Raw genomic sequence first — 17,720 nt, forward strand, 5'->3', positions numbered from 1 at the left:
CGCATTCGCGGCGATCTTAGTCTGCAAAGTGATCCCATCCAACGGTGTCAGCAGCATGCCCGGCAATCCGGACGCCGCTGCCTGGCGGCTCGACAACGGCTTGAACTGAGCCTATCGCAGTGAAGCCCTGCGGCAGCTGAATACCGGCTGGGAACGTGGCCAGCAAGCCATGGTCTTCTCCCCCGCCAAGGACCCATGCCATGGCGTCGGCACCCAGCAAGGCAGCTGCCGGTTCCAGCACGGCGGCATACTTTTTCAACGCGATGGGATCGAAGTCCAGCACGGCACCACTGGCGGTGGCCAGCCGGGCGCCGTCGCGCAACAGACCGTCGGAGATGTCCAGCATTGCAGTGGCGCCGGCCCTCGCTGCAAGCGGTCCTGCTGCCAGCGGCGGAAGAGGCCTGCACTGGTTCCCCACGAAACCCCGCAGCTCCTCGTCAAGCTTCTCAAGCGGGACATCGCTTTCAAGCAACGCCCAGCCTGCGGCTGCCCGGCCGAGCGTGCCGGCAACCGCCGCCACATCCCCTGGCCGGGCGCCAGAGCGCAGCACCGGCGCCATTCCGGCAAGAGTTCCGACGACGGCGACCGTCACGGCGAGTTCCCGGCCCCGGCCGAGGTCCCCTCCGGCAACAGAGCAGTCCGGTGCCCCCAGCTCGACGATGGCTGCAGTGAGGCCGTCCGCAAAAGCCTCCACCCAATCGACGGGAGTGGACGGCGGCATGGTCAGGCTCACCACCAGCGAGGTGGCAGTGCCTCCCATGGCATTGATGTCACTGAGGTTCTGCGCCGCGGCCTTCCAGCCGACGTCGTATCCGCCGGTCCTGTAGCCGTTGTTCCACTGCAGCCTGAAGTCCTGGTCCTGCGTTTGGGTATCTATGGAAATCAGGGTGCGGCCGTCCGGGGCCGCTACGAGGGCTGCATCATCACCGGGTCCCAGCAGGACGCCGGGGCTGCTATTCAGCCGGGGAAAGATCCGGGCGAGGAGCTCGGACTCCGAAAGGTCTTGGACGGTCACTTGTTCTGCGGGCACGGTTCTACGCTATCGCGATCCACCGACACAATAATGACGGGCTGCCCCTGCGGCGGCTTCGCGGGAATGTGACCCGCGCTACCTACGTCGGGCAGGCAGTCCATGCGGGATAGGCTGGAAGGATGCATCGAAAGACCCTCCACAGGACTGCCATGGCCATTTCCCTGGCCCCTGCATCCGTGCTCGCTTTGTCGGCCTGTTCACCTGCCGTTGACGTCACTGCTGCCGCGGACGCCGCCAACCCTGCCTGCGCCCCCATGATGGTGGCCCTGCCCGACAAGATCGGCGATGCCGCCCTCCGCAAGACCAACAGCCAGGCGACGGCAGCATGGGGCGATCCGTCCCAGATCATCCTGCGCTGTGGTGTGAATGTCCCCGGACCCACGACGGACCGCTGTGTCAGCGTCAATAACATCGATTGGGTCATTAAGGAAGGCGACCCCGTGTACACGCTGACCACGTTCGGCCGCGAGCCCGCCACGGAAATCCTGGTCGACCCGGTCAAACTGGAGGCTGCCAACATCAGCTCCGCAACTGTCCTGACCGAGCTCGCCGCCGCCGTCGGAAAAATCAAGGCAAGCGGCAAGTGCGTAGGCCAGGAAGACCTGCAGAACCTGCCGACAGGCAAATAGCGGCGATGCTTGGGCGCCGCCTGCCAAGGCAGGCAGTGCCCAAGCATCGTGAGCTTAGCGCAGGCCCGTTTTCCGGGTCAGCGCCAAGTGGATCAGTTCATCGATCAATTCGGCGTAGGACAGTCCGGAGGCTGCCCACATCTGCGGGTACATGCTCTTGGGAGTGAAGCCAGGCATGGTGTTGATCTCGTTGATGATCAGCTCGCCCGACGGGGTGTAGAAAAAGTCCACACGGCTGAGGCCTTCCGCGCCTACGGCGTCGAAAGCGACGGCGGCCAGTTCCCTGACGCGGGCAATGGCTTCGTCGGGCATGTCGGCCGGGCAGCTGAGTGCGGCGGCCCCGTCCTCCACATACTTGGCAGCGAAGTCGTAGAAATCGTGTTCCCCGGCCGCCACGGCAATTTCACCGGGCATTGACGTGCGGGGAGCGTCGGTGCCGCGTCCTTGCAGGACGGCACACTCGATTTCGCGTCCCACAATCCCGGCTTCGATAACGAGCTTCAGGTCATGGCGGCGGGCTTCCTCGACGGCGGCATCCAGGCCGTCCAGGGAGTCAACCTTCGAAATTCCCATGGAAGAACCCGCGCGGGCGGGCTTGACGAAGACCGGGAAACCAAGCTTGTCCACGCGTTTGCGCACGGCCTCGGCGTCGGTCACCCATTCGCGGTCCGTCACGGCTACGTAGGGACCCACCTTCAGCCCGGCGGCTTCGAAGACAACCTTCATGAAGTGCTTGTCCATGCCCACTGCGGAGGCCAGGACGCCTGCGCCTACGTAGCGCGTGTCGGACAACTCCAAGAGGCCCTGGATTGTTCCGTCCTCACCCCACGGCCCATGCAGCAATGGGAACACGACGTCCACGGAGCCCAGCTCCCGGGGGACGGCGTTGGGCTCTGTGACGATCAGTTGGTGCTCACCGCCGACTTCGGCCAACGTCACAGTCTGCCCTGACGCCGCCACCTCGGGAAGCGACCTGGAGCTCAAGGACCACTGGCTGGTATCTCCCGAAGCCAAAACCCACTGGCCCGACTTCGCGATGCCGATAGGGATGACCTCGTACTTGTTGGTGTCGATGGCTCCCATGACGCCAGCTGCCGTGACGCAGCTGACAGCGTGTTCGCTTGAGCGGCCCCCAAAGAGGATCGCCACGCGGGGTTTCGCCTTCACGGGTGTGGGTTCTTCAGTCACCATCAGTAGTCGCCTTCGGACTTCAGTGCCCGGGCCAGCAAGCGCGGCCCCAGGTCATCAACGGACATTCTGCCTTCAAGCACGGCCACTACGGCTGCGGTGATGGGCATTTCTACATTCAGTTTCCCCGCCAGTTCATGCACGGCGGGGCCGGACTTGATGCCTTCAGCGGTCTGGGTCATCTGTTCGGCCACCTGCACCAGGCTGAGGCCTTCACCCAGCAGGCGGCCGGCAGTGTGATTCCGGGAGAGCGCAGACGAGCACGTGGCCACGAGGTCTCCGAGTCCGGCAAGTCCGGCCATGGTGTGGGCTTCGCCGCCCAGGGCAAGAGCCAGCCGTGACGTTTCCGCGAGTCCGCGGGTTATCACTGACGCCTTGGTGTTGTCGCCCATTTGCCGGCCCTCGCAGATTCCGACCGCCAGGGCAATCACGTTCTTGACGATGCCGCCGATCTCGACGCCGACCACGTCCGTGCTGGTGTAGGGGCGGAAGTAGGGCGCGGTGCAGCACAGGGCAATAGCAGCCGCCGTATCGGCGTCGCTGCACGCAACAACGGAGGCAGTCGGTTGTTCCCTGGCAATTTCCATGGCGAGGTTGGGTCCGGAAACCACAGCGACGCGGGTATCCGAAAGTCCAAGTTCCTGCGCAATGACTTCGCTCATGCGGGCGTCCGTGCCCAGTTCCAGGCCCTTCATGAGGGAAACAACCACGGCGTCGGACGACAACAGCGGTTTCCAGTCACCCAACTGCGGCCTCAACGACTGTGCAGGTACAGCGAGCACCACGAGGGTGGCATCCTTCAGCACCTCCGCCACATCCGTGGACGCCGTGATGGAGGCCGGGAGGTCAATGTCCTTCAGGTACTGCTCGTTGCGGTGAAGTGTATTGATCTGCTCCACTACTTCGGTGCGGCGCCCCCAGATGCGGATGCTGCGCTCGACACCGGCCGCAATGGCTGCGTCAGCCAGGATCTTCGCGAACGTAGTACCCCAGGACCCTGCACCCAGAACGGCCACAGTGCCGGGAACGAAACCGGCGCTTTCGATCACGGTCACTTGCCGGCCTCCGGATCCTGGGTCTCGGAGGGTGCCCCCTCAACGAAACGGCCATGCTTGCTTTGTTTGTGGAGCGCGGGGTCCCAGCGTTCAGCCGGCGCTTTTTCGCCACGAAGCGTCTCCAGGAGGGCTGTGATGGCGTCCATGATCACGTCCGTGGCCTCGGTAAGCGTGGCCCGGTCGAGTGGCCGGTCGGCGAAGGAACTCAAGTCCACAGGTTCACCCACCAGCACGCGGACGGTCTTCCGGGGAAAGACATGGAAGCGCTTGGCGTACCGGGGGAAGACCTCCTGTGCGCCCCAATGGGCCATGGGTACTACCGGTGCTCCTGTTTGCAGGGCAAGGCGGGCCGCCCCGGTGTGGCCCTTCATCGGCCACAGGTCGGGATCCCTGGTCAGGGTTCCCTCGGGATAGATGATGATGGCGCCACCGGCGTCCACCACCTCCTTGGCCAGTTGCAGCGAGCGGTTCGCACCCGCCGTCGAGCGTTCAACCGGGATCTGTTTCGTGGCCCGCAGCAGGCTGCCCAATACGGGCACCTTGAAGAGCCCCGCTTTTGCCAGGAAGTGGGGTGGCCGCTTCTGGTTGTACACCAGGTGCCCCACAACAATGGGATCAATCTCGGTGCAGTGGTTGGGCACGGCGATGAAACCGCCCGCGGGAAGTTTCCCGATGCCTTCCCACTTCTTTGCCATCAACATATTCATCGCCGGACGGGCAAGGCCCGCCAGCAATATGAACATGGCACGGCTCGTGGCCGATTCCTTCAAAGGATCCCCCGCTACTTGATGGTGGTGATGTCGAAATCGGCGCCCAGGGCGGCCAGCTTTTCGGTGAAGCGCTCGTAACCGCGGTTGATGATATCGATCCCGGTGACCTTGGAGGTTCCTGTTGCTGCCAGCGCTGCAATGAGGTGGCTGAAGCCGCCGCGAAGGTCCGGGATGTCAATGTCGGTGCCCCTCAGGGGCGTGGGGCCGGAGATCACCGCGGAGTGGAGGAAGTTCCGCTGGCCGAAGCGGCAGGGCACGCTGCCAAGGCATTCGCGGTGCACCTGGATGTTTGCCCCCATGCGGGCCAAAGCCTCGGTGAAACCAAACCGGTTCTCGTAAACGGTCTCATGGACAATTGACACGCCATCGGCCTGGGTCAGCGCGACCACCAGCGGCTGCTGCCAGTCGGTCATGAAGCCCGGGTGCACGTCCGTCTCCAGGACAAGCGGGCTGAGCTTTCCACCCTGGTGGTAGAAACGGATGCCGTCGTCGCCGATGTCCATTCCGCCGCCCACTTTTCGGTAGGTGTTCAGGAACGTCATCATGTCCCGCTGGGAAGCACCTTCAACGAAGATATCCCCGCGGGTTACCAACGCAGCCGAGGCCCAGGAAGCGGACTCGTTGCGGTCAGGGAGTGCACGGTGGTTGTACCCGCGCAGGTCCTTGACGCCCTCGATGCGGATGGTCCGGTCAGTCTGGACGCTGATGATGGCGCCCATCTTCTGGAGGACAGCGATGAGGTCAATGATCTCCGGCTCGGTTGCCGCACCAATAAGCTCCGTGATGCCTTCGGCCCTCGTTGCACTGAGCAGAACCTGCTCCGTAGCCCCCACGGACGGGTAGGGCAAGGAAATCTTGGCGCCGTGCAGGCCGTGGGGGGCCGAAATGTGGATGCCGCCGGGGCGTTTTTCCACCACGGCACCAAACTGGCGAAGGACATTCAGGTGGTAGTCAATGGGCCGGTCACCGATCTTGCAACCACCGAGATCCGGGATGAAGGCCTCACCGATCGCATGGATCAGCGGTCCGCACAGCAAAATGGGGATCCTTGAATCGCCGGCGTGTGCGTCGATTGCAGTGCTGGAGGCCGTCTTGGCGTCCTTCGGATCCAGGGTGAGGTCACCCGACTCCGGATCTTTGACGACGGTCACACCATGCAGCTTCAGAAGGCTGGTGACGACCTCGACGTCCTTGATTTCCGGCACGTTCCTCAGCACCGATGGCTCGCTGCCCAGCAACGCGGCCACCATCGCCTTGGGCACCAGGTTCTTGGCACCGCGAACGGTCACTCGTCCAGTTAACGGGACCCCACCGCGGATTGTCAGAACACTACTCATCTATACCGGTTTCCTCACGACTACTCGCCCCCCAAACTTACAAAGGCTCCAGCTAAGCATAGAAGCTCACGTAACCGAACCGAAATGGACCCGCCCCGCGCCGTACGGATCCGGCCCAGGCCGAACTCCGGCAAAAAAGGACCGCCGGACCCTCACAAGGGGGTCCGGCGGTCCTCTGCCAGCGGAAATTCCGATGAAGGGTCAGCGGCTAACGGGCATCGACTTTTGCCGGGATCGTCCGGGGTTTGAACGACGGCCGGGTGGCTTCGTATGCGGTGATGTCTTCTTCGTGCTGGAGGGTCAGGCCGATGTCGTCCAGGCCTTCCAGCAGGCGCCAGCGGGTGTAGTCATCAATGTCGAACGGTGCCACCACATTGCCGCACTCGACCGTCTTGCTGACCAGGTCCACCTTCACCTCGGTACCGGGAGCGTTCTCCAGGACCTTCCAGATCAGTTCAATGTCGTCCTGCGCAAGCTGCGCTGCGAGGAGTCCTTGCTTGCCGGAGTTGCCGCGGAAGATATCGGCAAAACGGGACGAGAGGACCGCTTTGAAGCCGTAGTCCTTCAAGGCCCAAACGGCGTGTTCACGTGATGAGCCGGTACCGAAGTCCGGGCCTGCCACCAGCACGGAACCGGCGTTGAACGGGGCCTGGTTCAGGATGAAGGACTCGTCCTTGCGCCACGCGGCGAACAGGGCGTCCTCGAACCCGGTACGGGTGATTCGCTTGAGGTACACGGCGGGGATGATCTGGTCGGTGTCCACGTTGCTTTGGCGCAGCGGGACCCCGATGCCGGTGTGGGTTGTGAAAGCTTCCATGGGATCCTCCTAGACTGCGATTCCGGTCAAAGTGCCTGTGGCGGCGGACTCAAGGTCCGACGGCGAGCTCAGCGTGCCGCGGACGGCAGTCGCTGCAGCCACCACGGGCGAGACCAGGTGTGTTCGGCCGCCCTTGCCTTGGCGGCCCTCGAAGTTGCGGTTGGACGTTGAGGCGCAACGCTCCCCCGGTTCCAGCTGGTCCGGGTTCATGCCCAGGCACATGGAGCAGCCGGCAAAGCGCCATTCGGCACCGAAGTCCTTGAAGACCTTGTCCAGGCCCTCGGCCTCGGCTTCCAGGCGGACGCGCGCCGATCCGGGAACCACCAGCATCCGTACCTTCGGATCCTTCTCCCGGCCCCGGATGATATCCGCTGCGGCGCGCAGGTCCTCGATGCGGGAGTTCGTGCAGGACCCCAGGAACACGGTGTCCACGCGGATGTCCTTCATGGGCGTTCCGGCTTCCAGGCCCATGTACTGCAAGGCACGCTCAGCGGCAGCCTTGGCGTTCTCGTCACCGAAGTCTTCGGGAGACGGAACCTTGGCCGAGAGGGAAACACCTTGCCCCGGGTTGGTACCCCAGGTCACGAACGGCTCAAGCGTGTCAGCGTCCAGGTCCACCTCGACGTCGAAGGTCGCGTCGGCGTCGGTGTGCAGCGTGTTCCAGTACTCGACGGCGGCATCCCAGTCAGCGCCTTCCGGCGCGTGGGGGCGGCCCTGCATGTAGTCGTACGTGGTCTGGTCCGGCGCGACCATGCCGGCACGTGCGCCGGCCTCGATGGACATGTTGCAGATGGTCATGCGGGCGTCCATGGACAGGGCACGGATAGCCGAACCACGGTATTCCAGGACGTAGCCCTGGCCACCGCCGGTACCGATCTTGGCGATGACCGCGAGGATGATGTCCTTGGCAGTGACGCCCGGACGCAAGGTACCCTCGACGTTGATGGCCATGGTCTTGAACGGCTTCAAGGACAGCGTCTGGGTGGCCATGACGTGCTCCACTTCCGACGTGCCGATACCCATGGCCAGTGCACCGAAGGCGCCATGGGTGGAGGTGTGCGAGTCGCCGCAGACCACGGTCATGCCGGGCTGGGTCAGGCCCAGCTGCGGACCCACGACGTGGACGATGCCTTGTTCCTTGTCACCCAGTGAGTGCAGCCGCACACCGAATTCCTTGCAGTTGGCGCGCAGGGTTTCGATCTGGGTGCGGCTGGTGAGGTCGGCGATCGGTTTGTCGATGTCCAGCGTGGGAGTGTTGTGGTCCTCCGTGGCGATGGTCAGGTCCACTCGGCGCAGCTTTCGGCCGGCCAGGCGCAGGCCCTCGAATGCCTGCGGGGATGTTACTTCGTGAACCAGGTGAAGGTCGATGAAGAGAAGATCGGGCTGGGCATTGGCTCCTTCGCCTTCACCCTTGCGCACAACGTGCGCGTCCCAGACTTTCTCGGCCAGTGTCTTTCCCACGGCCTTGCTCCCTTCACTGCGGTCGGATGGTTTACATCCACTGAACTGTTCTTCATCCACTGAACCAGCACGCTTGCGAAATAGGCCAGCGAAACAACTTGCATCTCAGATATTGAGACGGCAATATCATTACATGGACAATTCTAGTGGAGTCGGTGTCATTGATAAAGCGGCCCAAGTACTCGATGCCCTCGAGGCCGGGCCAACGACACTTGCCCAGCTTGTAGCAGCCACCGGGCTCGCCCGCCCCACGGTTCACCGGCTCGCCCTGGCACTGGTTCACCACAGGCTCGTCAGCCGCGACATCCAAGGGCGCTTTGTCCTGGGCAGCAGGCTCGTTGAGCTTGCTTCCGCCGCCGGCGAAGACCGGTTGATTGCTTCGGCCGGCCCGGTCCTCATCCAGCTTCGCGACGCCACGGGCGAAAGCGCACAGATCTTCCGCCGCCAAGGTGACTGGCGCGTATGCGTGGCCTCGGCAGAACGTCCCATCGGCCTGCGCGACACCATTCCCGTAGGCACGCAGCTGTCCATGAAGGCCGGTTCCGCAGCACAGGTTCTGCTGGCCTGGGAAGACCATGACCGGCTCCTTGAGGGACTGCAGAACGCCCGCTTCACGCCCACCGTCCTGGCAGGAGTACGACGCCGGGGCTGGGGTCAGAGCCTCGGCGAACGCGAGCCCGGAGTCGCCTCGGTTTCCGCGCCGGTGCGCGGACCCTCCGGCAGGGTCATCGCCGCAGTGTCCATCTCGGGTCCGATAGAACGGCTCACCCGCCAGCCCGGACGCCTGCACGCCGAAGTCGTGTGCAATGCCGCACGGGTCCTGACTGAGGCGCTGCGGAAGAACAACGACTAGCCATGGAAAGCTACGCAGTATTCCTGCGCGGAATCAATGTGGGCGGCATCAACATCAAGATGGCCGACCTCAAGGCAGCGCTCCAGGACTGCCCGTTCACCAAGGTCAAGACCCTGTTGGCAAGTGGGAATGTGGTGCTGCAAAGCGACCTCAGCGCCAAGGACGTCAAGGCCCGGTTCGAACAGTGCCTGCGGGACTCCTTCGGCTACGACGCCTGGGTGGTGGTCCTGACAGCGCAGAGGGTCGCCGAACTTGTGGAGGCCTGCCCGTACCCCGCGGATGACAAGTCGACGCACAGCTACATCACCTTGGCCTCGAACACCGCGATGCTTGACGAGCTCTTTGCAGCAGCCGAAGAACTGGGGGGCGTGACGCAAGTGCGCCTTGGCCCTGAAGCCTCCGCCTGGTTGGCACCTGCAGGCGGCACCCTGGACAGCCCGTTCAGCAAGCTCTCCGCCAAGCCACGCTACAAGGCAAGCACCACCACCCGGAACCTCCGTACGCTGGTCAAAGTCAGGGACGCCGCGGCCGCTCTCTAGCCGGGCGCATCTTGGTCCGGGCGCTTCTTGGTCCGGGCGCACCTTAGTCCGGGCGCGCGGCTTTCAGTGCAGCGTTGAAGGCTTTCAACCGCGTGATTTCCACTCCCACGGGCTCCACGATCCTTTGCTCCGCCACCACGGCCACGGCCGCTTTCAGACGCTTCGCCGCGCCGGCTGCCCTGATGCGTGCCGCCCAGCCGCCCAAAATGCGGCCGGTAATGGCCAACAGCACTCCCAACGCCACTCCCCCGGCCACCATCAACGTGGGCCACGGCCACCCCTCCGTGCGCGGAACCTCAGGCACGGGCATCTGGAAGTAGCCCAAGACTGCCAGGACTCCGAGCCAGCCCAGCCCGCCGACCGCCAAGAGGAGGGCCAACCATTGCAGGGTGTTGAACAACAACCACCAGAGGGGACGTTTAGCCGTTTTCAGGTCCGCTCCGGCAATGGCCTGGTCCAAGGCATCGGGCAATTGGTCCCGGCCATCCCTCGCTGCCCCGCGAATGGCTGCCCGCCAAGGACCCGGAGCGCCGGCCGAGGCCTCATCGGCGAACTCCCGGACGGCGGCATCCGTGCGGGCACGCTCAGGGGCACCGGCCGGAGGCAAGGACGTGCGGCTCAATTCGGGCCTGGTGTCGCTCCGCCCCAGATTCAGCCTCCGCAGGGGATCGGGACGGAATCGCAACAACCATCGTGTGACCGGCCACCCCGTCCTGCGCGCCGACTCCCTTTGGAACGAACGCCGGACCGCGTCCACCACCACAGGGACGTTCGCCGCCGTCGCCAGTTCCGATGCAAGGCGGGCCCGTGCGTTTGCCTTGATCCCGCGTGCTTCACCGTCGCCCGACGCTTTCGACAACCCGGCAGCAGCCTTGGCGACGTCGGCTGCCAAGCGCTGCGTGGTCGCTGCCCGCTGGACCACGACGTTCCTGATGGCCCCGCGGACGGCGGAGACGCCGTCGCCCGTCAGCGCCGACGCGCCCAGCACGCGGGCGGTCCCCAGGCCGTCGCGTGCGAGGATCCCTTCCAAGGAGTCCAGAACCGCGGCGGCGTCCGGTGCGCCCAGTTTGTCGATCTGGTTCAGGACAACCAAGGTGACGGCGCCGTGGGTAGCCATGGGCCGGAGGAAGTCGTTGTGCACCGCGGCATCGGCGTATTTCTGCGGGTCCATCACCCACACCAGGACATCCACCATGCCAACCATCCGTTGGACAATCTCCCGGTTCTCCACCCGGGTGGAATCGAAGTCCGGCAGGTCCAGGAGCACCAGCCCACTGTCCTCGTCGGCAAAGCCGGTAACCGGCGGAAGTACATGACGGTCCTTCACGACCAACCAATCGAGCAGGGGTCCGCTGCCCTCCTCGCCCCAGATACCCGCCAAAGGTTCGGAGGTAGTGGGTCGTCGCGCAGCCGCGGTGGCAAGTTCGCTGCCGGAAACTGCGTTGAACAGGGATGACTTGCCGCTCCCGGTGGTTCCGAAAAAGCCCACCACGGTATGTCCTGCCGACAACGAGCGCCGGGAAGTTGCCCGCTCCAGAACGTCGTAGACGGACTGCAGTTCCTGATCGGGAAGAACGCCTTCGGCCAGCTCGCGTGCGGTATTGAGGGCCTCGAGCCTGCGCTGCAATGCGGACGACTCACGGACCAGACTGTGGCGGCTCATGCAGTCCCTGCCAGCCGGCGGAGGGCCTTGGCGTGCAGAGCGAGATCAGGACCCGAGACCGGCTGAACGGTCTCGAGCCTGGTGAGGAAACGGAGCCGTTCTTCATCCAGCAGGCGCTGGCACTGCGTGTGCAGGTCCTGCCTGGCCTGCTGGGCAAGACGACGGACAGCATCCTCGCCGAATACCGCTTCGAGCAGCTTCTGCCCAACCACCGCTGTGCCGCCCGCGATCCCGATTTCCAGACCACTCAGGCCAGCCGTCATGGAGAAGACCACCACCATGAGCGCAGCACCAAGCCCGTTGACCCCGAAGGACAGCCACCTGGCCTGGGTCCGCTTCCCCTGTCCTTGGGTCCGGATCATCTCCATCAGGCCTTCCTGCCAAGTACGGATTGCCGCGGCCGCCTTGGCATCGAAGCCTTCGCTGGTTCCGGAGAGGTCGTCGTGGCCCAGTAGTTGGCGGCCCGCCGGGTCCGCCCGCCAGCGCCTGTCAACGTTTTCAGCAGCAGTGGCCGCTTCATCGAGGATCACTGCCTGCAGCCCTGTTTCGATCGCCGTCTCCACCTTTACAGCCGGTGCCGGTTCGCCTCGGAAAAAGGCGCCCATGCGGTCCCTCATCCGGCCGATGTTCTGCTCCAGGGCCCGAAAGAACTCCCCCGTTCCCACGAAATCCTGCCAACGGGCCAATACTTCTCCGCGGAGGAGTGCCCCATCCTTGGTGGCTTCCAGGATGCGGGTCAGTGCATGCTCGTATTCATCGGAGCACGAGCCCTCCAGGTCACGGGCTGCAGCGTCCTGTGTGGCCGCTGCCACGGCTATGTTGTCCAGGCGAAGACTCACGGCCTTGACGGCACCGTTGAGTGTCCGTCGGGCAACCTCGGCACGGCCGGCGGCATTGGCGGCCAAGGCACCGAGCCACAGGCGCAAAGGGTCCACCGCTCCCGCCGGCAACATTCCCAGCCCGTCCAACGCGCTTTCGGGCACGACAAAGAGTTTCGCCTCCCCAAGTCCCTGCCGGTCCAGCATCGCCTGCAGGTCGGTCCGGACTTCGTCCTCAGCTGCCGGCGGCACACGGTCCAGGACCACGGCCACGGTGATGTCCCGCGAAGCCGCATCAAGGAGCAGACGCCATGGAACGGCGTCGGCGTAGCGGTTGGCGGTGGTGACGAAGATCCAAAGGTCGGCCGCGGCGAGCAGTTGCCCCGCGAGTCTGCGGTTGTCGTCGGAAATGGAGTCGACATCCGGGGCATCCAACAGGGCAATGCCCTGCGCCACAGCAGGGTGCCCCAGCAATACCAGCGAGGTGATCGCCTGGGCGTCGGGGGCCGCGCCGGCCTGGTTCGCCGGGACGGGGACTGACGAGACCGTTCCCCGGATCCTCTGCAAGTTCGGAAGGATCCTCTGTCCTTCGAACCATTCCGCATCGTTGGGGTGGTGCAGAAGGATCGGTTGGCGCGTTGTAGGCCTGATCGCTCCCGAGCGGGTCACCGGAAACCCCACCAAGGCATTGACCAACGTCGACTTTCCGGCCCCGGTTGAACCGCCGACGACGGCCAGCAGCGGCGCGTCCAGGCTGCGGTAGCGGGGAATGATGTAATCATCGAGCTGCGCCAGGGACTCCCGTATCCATTGGCGGGCCTCCTGCACTTCGGGCACCGCCAAAGGAAGGGTGGTGGCCGCAAGTCCGGCGCGTGCAGCTTCCAGGGTTTCGACGGCGGCTGCCGCACTCGGGGGCACAGGGCTGCTCCGGGCTTCCGGCGGGTCTGCGTGTTCGGTCACAGCATCATCATGCCAGCCCCGTCCCGTTCACGAGCGTCGGGCAGGCTCAATGGGCAAAAAGAAATCCCCCGGAACACGTGTTCCGGGGGATTCATTGTGACCCCAGCGGGATTCGAACCCGCGTTACCGCCGTGAGAGGGCGGCGTACTAGGCCGCTATACGATGGGGCCCTGCACTTTTTTGTCACCGTTTCCGGCGATCAAGCTGAATGAGTATTTCATACTTTCAGCTTCGCTCCAAATCGCTTTCGCGGATCGGAGGTTCCGAATATTCCGCGTATTTACGCGGAAATTCAGAGCTGGGATACCAGGACTCGAACCTAGAATGACGGTACCAGAAACCGTAGTGTTGCCAATTACACCATATCCCAAAGTGACTTTCGGACCGGAGTTCCTTGCCTTGGTTTCCCTCAGCTTTTCCCTCCGTGCCCCTCAGCACGAGTAATGACTCTACCGGAGTCTCGCCACCTGCACAAATCGGCGGGCCGTTACCTGCATCACACGGAAAACTCAGGCGGCCGTCGGGGTCTTGGCCAGCAATTGCGCGAGGGAATCCACCTGGCGCCCGGTGAACTCTTCCACCACTTCGCCGGTCCTGTTGAGCCAGACTCCCACCAGCCCTGCTGCGTCGGCACCATCGGCATCAAGCAGCCGGTTGTCGCCTACGTAGAGTGTCTCCCCCGGTTCCGTGCCGAGAAGGCGCACGCCCTCAAGGTAGATTGCCGGGTCAGGTTTGGCGACACCCACAGTGTCCGTCCCCACCAGGATCCCGATCCGCGACAGGCCGGCGCCGTCCAACTTGGCACGCTGGTAATCGTGCACGTTGTTGCTGACAGCCCCATAAGGGAGCCCGGCAGCATCGAGCGCGTCCAGCACGCCTTCAACATCAGAGAAGGCGCGAACGTACGCTGTCTGGCGTTGGTGATACTCGGCCACCCACGCTTGCGCGTCCTCGCCATCGTCAAGTTCCACGCCAAAGTGACCCAGGGCGGCCCTGCCCCGCAGCAGCCGCTGCTCATTGAAGGTCAGCTCACCGGCAAGGTACCGGTCGTAGAAATGCGTTGTTTCGTGCGTGAAAATCCGGCCGAACTTCACCCACCCGGCCTGGTCAAGGCCGGGCAGGAGATGTTCGCTGACGTCACGCAAAGCTGTCGTCATGGCGTATTCCAGGTCCACCAGAGTGTCGTCAATGTCGAACAAGACACCGCGGATAGCGCCGAAAGCAGTTGCAATCGCCATGACAGGTGCCTCTCCTAGCCGCGGAAAGCGCGAACGCGGGCCAACGAGGAATCCTTGCCCAGGATCACCATCGACTCGAACAGCGGCGGGGAAATACGACGACCGGAGATGGCCGTGCGGACAGGTCCGAACGCAGCCCTGGGCTTGATGCCCAGGTCCTCCACCAAAGCCTGCTTGAGCGCGGTCTGGATGTTCTCCGCCGTCCACTCTTCGATGGGTTCCAAAGCGGCGAGGGCCGCGTCCAGAACTTCCTCCAGGTTGGCCGGGAGGCCCTTGCGGGCGTCGTCCGCAATGTCGATGGCGTCGTCGGCCTTGAACAGGAAGGCAAGCATCTCCGGAGCCTCGCCCAGCAGGGTGATGCGTTCCTGGACCAGCGGGGCTGCCTCGGCGAGGATCTCTTCCTGGCGCGGGGTAAGGATCTCCCCCACGAAACCGGCTGCACGAAGGTACGGAACCAAGCGCTCTTCGAAGTCCGCGGGGGCAAGCATCCGGACGTGCGTGCCGTTGATGGCTTCGGCTTTCTTGATGTCGAAGCGCGCAGGGTTGCCAAGGACATCGTGGATGTCGAAGTTGGCCACCAGCTGCTCCACCGTGAAGATGTCTTCGTCAGCGCTCAGGGACCAGCCAAGAAGGGACAGGTAGTTCAGCAGGCCCTCAGGAATGAAGCCGCGTTCGCGGTGGAGGAACAGGCTCGACTCGGGGTCGCGCTTGGACAGCTTCTTGTTCCCCTGGCCCATGACGTAGGGCAGGTGGCCGAACTCCGGCATGTACTCGGCGACACCGATGGCGTACAGCGCCCGGTACAAGGCGATCTGCCGCGGGGTGGAGCTCAGCAGGTCCTCGCCACGCAGGACGTGGGTGATTCCCATGAGCGCGTCGTCCACCGGGTTCACCAATGTGTACAGCGGGGCACCATTGGCGCGGACCACTGCGAAGTCCGGGACGGAACCGGCTTTGAACGTGATCTCGCCGCGAACGAGGTCGTTGAACGTCAGGTCCTCGTCCGGCATGCGGAGGCGCAGGACGGCTTCCCTGCCCTCGGCCTTGAACTGCGCGAGCTGCTCTTCCGTGAGGTGGCGGTCGAATCCGTCATAGCCCAGCTTGGGATCGCGTCCGGCGGCCCGGTGGCGGGCTTCGATTTCATCAGGGGTGGAGTACGACTCGTAGACGTGTCCGCCGGCCTTGAGCTTGGCGATGACGTCCTGGTAAATGTCGCCGCGCTGCGACTGGCGGTAGGGTTCGTGCGGGCCGCCGACCTCCACACCTTCATCCCAGTTGATGCCGAGCCACTTGAGCGCATCCAGCAGCTGGTGGTAGCTCTCTTCGCTGTCGCGGGCAGAGTCGGTGTCCTCGATCCGGAAGATCAGCTTGCCGCCGGTGTGGCGCGCGTAAGCCCAGTTGAACAAGGCCGTGCGGATCAGGCCAACGTGCGGGGTGCCTGTGGGTGACGGGCAGAAACGGACTCGGACCGGAGTCTCGGCGTTGACGGCAGGAATGGCGCTGGAGGCAGCGGTGGACGCAGAAGCAGTAGTCATAGTAGTTCCAACTTTACCGCTTGCCACTGCTTCGGTTTCCCGGGCGACGACGCACGACGGCGGTGCTTGCCTTTCGTACGAAAGGCAAGCACGTTGGAGAGACGTCCGATGCCTTCGATCTCGACGTCAAAACGGTCGCCTTCGCTGACGAGACCGACACCTGCCGGGGTACCGGTCATGATGACGTCGCCAGGAAGAAGCGTGAACGCGTGGGAAACGATCGATACGAGCTCACGAACGCCACGGATCATTTGGTTGGTGCTGCCGTCCTGCCGGAGCTCACCATTGAGGCGCCCCTGGATGGAGAGGTCCTCATGATCCAGTTCGGTTTCGATCCACGGTCCCAGCGGCGCGGAGGTATCGAAGCCCTTGGCGCGGGCCCACTGGAGGTCCGTTTTCTGGACATCGCGGGCAGTGAGGTCGTTGCCGCAGGTGTAGCCGAAGATGACGTCATCCGCGCGGTCCTCGGGAACGTCCTTGCAGATGCGGCCAATGACGACGCACAGCTCAGCCTCGAACGAGACCTCCTCGGAGAATTCGGGGAGGATGATGGGATCGTTCGGGCCGATCACCGAGGTGTTCGGCTTGAGGAAAAGCAGCGGCTGCTGCGGCACTTCATTGCCGAGTTCCGCAGCGTGTTCTGCGAAGTTCCTGCCCACGCCAATGACCTTGCTGCGGGGAATGATGGGGGCAAGGAGCCGCACGTCCTCCAGCTTGTGCTTCACGTGGGTACGTTCAACGCCGTTGAAGAAGGGGTCGCCGTTGATGACAGTGATTTCCTCACTGCCGGGCTCGCCTTCGACAACGCCGTAGAGGGGATCAGAATCAACTACAAACCGGGCGATACGCATGGGCCCAAGCCTACCGTCACGGCTTAGCTTCGAAGGTATTCCAGCTGCGCGGCCACGGAGGTCTCAGCGGCCCACCTGACGGAGGGGTCGACGTCGGCGTACACCACGTCCGTAACCTGAGCGATCGTTGCGTCCTTGCCCACCTGTTCCAGGGCTGCCCTGATCTGCGCAAGACGCTGCAGCCGATGTTCACGGTATTCGCGGCACTTCCCGTCCAGTGCTGGAAGAACAGGGCCGTGGGCGGGGAGCAGTGTTGCCCCGCCAAGGGCCTCGAGCTTATCCAAGCTGGCAAGGTAGTCCCCCAGCCGGCCATCCGGGTAGTCCAACACAGTGGTGCCCCGGCCCAGAATGGTGTCGCCCGTAAGGACCGATCCTCGGGGACCGTCGTCGGGGAGATGGAAACACGCCGAATCCGAGGTATGGCCGGGCGTCGCCAGCACACGGATTTCCACTTCCCCCGCGTTGATGACCTCACCGTCCCGGAGAGGCTCGCCGCCATGGCAGTATTCCGGGGACATCGCCCGCACCGGAGCACCCGTCAGCTCATGGAAACGCGCGGATGCCTCAGTGTGGTCGGCGTGGCGATGGGTGATCAGGATCAACTCCACCCGGCCGGCTGCTGCCAGTTCGGCCAAGTGTTGTTCATCCTGGGGGCCCGGGTCCACAACGGCTGATGCGCCCGAACCAGGAGCGCCGATGACGTATGAGTTGGTGCCGTCCAAACTCATCGGGCCGGGGTTGGGCGCAAGCCGGAAGCGCGTCAATGCGCTGCTGCGCTGCAAGGAGGAGCCGCTCGTGGGCGCGTGGTCTGGAGTCGCCATTGGTTCAGGAGTCACAGTCCCATCTTGGCATCCTCCTGACCCTCCCTCACATCCCACCCCCTTCAACCCCAACCCTCCCTCACACCCCACCCCCTTCAACCAAACCCTCCCTCACACCCCACCCCCTTCAACCCAACCCTCCCTCACACCCC

At 64.1% G+C, this 17,720-nt stretch carries 15 protein-coding genes, 2 tRNA genes and 1 pseudogene; 3 read left to right on the forward strand and 15 right to left on the reverse strand.

What is annotated here, in order from left to right; all coding sequences use genetic code 11:
* Positions 1-16: 16 nt before the first annotated feature.
* On the reverse strand, positions 17-1,030 hold the full coding sequence (gene thiL / locus AB4Y81_RS18415; RefSeq protein WP_441996427.1) for a thiamine-phosphate kinase: 1,014 nt from the start codon (positions 1,028-1,030) through the stop codon (positions 17-19).
* 122 nt (positions 1,031-1,152) lie between these two features.
* Here thiL and AB4Y81_RS18420 point away from each other — a divergent pair, with 122 nt between their 5' ends.
* Positions 1,153-1,662, forward strand: coding sequence for a DUF3515 family protein (locus tag AB4Y81_RS18420; protein WP_441996429.1), 510 nt, complete (start codon positions 1,153-1,155; stop codon positions 1,660-1,662).
* Between the two features lie 54 nt (positions 1,663-1,716).
* Here the strand turns inward: AB4Y81_RS18420 and AB4Y81_RS18425 are convergent, their stop codons facing one another.
* The 6 genes from AB4Y81_RS18425 to leuC form a co-directional block, all read right to left on the reverse strand.
* Complete coding sequence (locus tag AB4Y81_RS18425) at positions 1,717-2,853, reverse strand: D-alanine--D-alanine ligase family protein (RefSeq protein ID WP_018776236.1); 1,137 nt, start codon at positions 2,851-2,853, stop codon at positions 1,717-1,719.
* Complete coding sequence (locus AB4Y81_RS18430; RefSeq protein ID WP_441996431.1) at positions 2,853-3,905, reverse strand: NAD(P)H-dependent glycerol-3-phosphate dehydrogenase; 1,053 nt, start codon at positions 3,903-3,905, stop codon at positions 2,853-2,855. The genes AB4Y81_RS18425 and AB4Y81_RS18430 overlap by 1 nt, the downstream gene beginning before the upstream one ends.
* A complete protein-coding gene (locus tag AB4Y81_RS18435; RefSeq protein WP_026266907.1) occupies positions 3,902-4,675 on the reverse strand; it encodes a lysophospholipid acyltransferase family protein in 774 nt (257 codons plus the stop codon). Before AB4Y81_RS18435 ends, AB4Y81_RS18430 begins: the two co-directional genes overlap by 4 nt.
* 11 nt (positions 4,676-4,686) lie before the next feature.
* The gene (murA, locus tag AB4Y81_RS18440; protein WP_026266908.1) at positions 4,687-6,012 is read right to left on the reverse strand and encodes a UDP-N-acetylglucosamine 1-carboxyvinyltransferase; all 1,326 of its coding nucleotides are present in this window, start codon (positions 6,010-6,012) and stop codon (positions 4,687-4,689) included.
* 208 nt (positions 6,013-6,220) lie between these two features.
* On the reverse strand, positions 6,221-6,829 hold the full coding sequence (gene leuD / locus AB4Y81_RS18445; protein ID WP_018776240.1) for a 3-isopropylmalate dehydratase small subunit: 609 nt from the start codon (positions 6,827-6,829) through the stop codon (positions 6,221-6,223).
* A gap of 9 nt (positions 6,830-6,838) precedes the next feature.
* Positions 6,839-8,290, reverse strand: a complete 1,452-nt coding sequence (gene leuC / locus AB4Y81_RS18450; protein ID WP_018776241.1) for a 3-isopropylmalate dehydratase large subunit — start codon at positions 8,288-8,290, stop codon at positions 6,839-6,841.
* Positions 8,291-8,423: 133 nt separating this feature from the next.
* Between leuC and AB4Y81_RS18455 the strand changes: the two genes are divergently transcribed.
* Together AB4Y81_RS18455 and AB4Y81_RS18460 are read left to right on the forward strand one after the other, a co-directional pair.
* Positions 8,424-9,143 carry an IclR family transcriptional regulator gene (locus tag AB4Y81_RS18455; RefSeq protein ID WP_014922101.1) on the forward strand — a complete coding sequence of 240 codons (720 nt, stop codon included), beginning with the start codon at positions 8,424-8,426 and terminating at the stop codon, positions 9,141-9,143.
* A 2-nt stretch (positions 9,144-9,145) separates the two neighbouring features.
* Positions 9,146-9,682, forward strand: coding sequence for a DUF1697 domain-containing protein (locus AB4Y81_RS18460; RefSeq protein WP_416430224.1), 537 nt, complete (start codon positions 9,146-9,148; stop codon positions 9,680-9,682).
* A gap of 43 nt (positions 9,683-9,725) precedes the next feature.
* Here AB4Y81_RS18460 and AB4Y81_RS18465 read toward each other — a convergent pair whose 3' ends face one another.
* The 8 genes and pseudogenes from AB4Y81_RS18465 to AB4Y81_RS18500 all read right to left on the reverse strand — a co-directional run bounded on the left by AB4Y81_RS18465 (position 9,726) and on the right by AB4Y81_RS18500 (position 17,568).
* Positions 9,726-11,345, reverse strand: coding sequence for a GTPase (locus AB4Y81_RS18465; protein WP_441996435.1), 1,620 nt, complete (start codon positions 11,343-11,345; stop codon positions 9,726-9,728).
* A complete protein-coding gene (locus AB4Y81_RS18470) occupies positions 11,342-13,123 on the reverse strand; it encodes a dynamin family protein (RefSeq protein WP_441996437.1) in 1,782 nt (593 codons plus the stop codon). The genes AB4Y81_RS18465 and AB4Y81_RS18470 overlap by 4 nt, the downstream gene beginning before the upstream one ends.
* A gap of 97 nt (positions 13,124-13,220) precedes the next feature.
* Positions 13,221-13,293: transfer RNA gene (locus AB4Y81_RS18475), tRNA-Glu, on the reverse strand.
* A 128-nt stretch (positions 13,294-13,421) separates the two neighbouring features.
* A tRNA-Gln gene (locus AB4Y81_RS18480) sits at positions 13,422-13,493 on the reverse strand.
* 139 nt (positions 13,494-13,632) lie between these two features.
* Complete coding sequence (locus AB4Y81_RS18485; protein WP_431229361.1) at positions 13,633-14,361, reverse strand: HAD family hydrolase; 729 nt, start codon at positions 14,359-14,361, stop codon at positions 13,633-13,635.
* Between the two features lie 14 nt (positions 14,362-14,375).
* The gene (gene gltX / locus AB4Y81_RS18490; RefSeq protein ID WP_018776246.1) at positions 14,376-15,896 is read right to left on the reverse strand and encodes a glutamate--tRNA ligase; all 1,521 of its coding nucleotides are present in this window, start codon (positions 15,894-15,896) and stop codon (positions 14,376-14,378) included.
* 77 nt (positions 15,897-15,973) lie between these two features.
* A pseudogene (locus AB4Y81_RS18495) lies at positions 15,974-16,747 on the reverse strand (fumarylacetoacetate hydrolase family protein); the annotation flags it as partial.
* Between the two features lie 23 nt (positions 16,748-16,770).
* Positions 16,771-17,568: an MBL fold metallo-hydrolase gene (locus AB4Y81_RS18500; protein WP_441996441.1), complete on the reverse strand. Its 798-nt coding sequence runs from the start codon at positions 17,566-17,568 to the stop codon at positions 16,771-16,773.
* Positions 17,569-17,720 lie beyond the last annotated feature (152 nt).

The organism is Paenarthrobacter sp. TAF1, from assembly GCF_052113825.1.
In the GTDB taxonomy this organism is placed as follows: Bacteria; Actinomycetota; Actinomycetes; order Actinomycetales; family Micrococcaceae; genus Arthrobacter; species Arthrobacter nicotinovorans.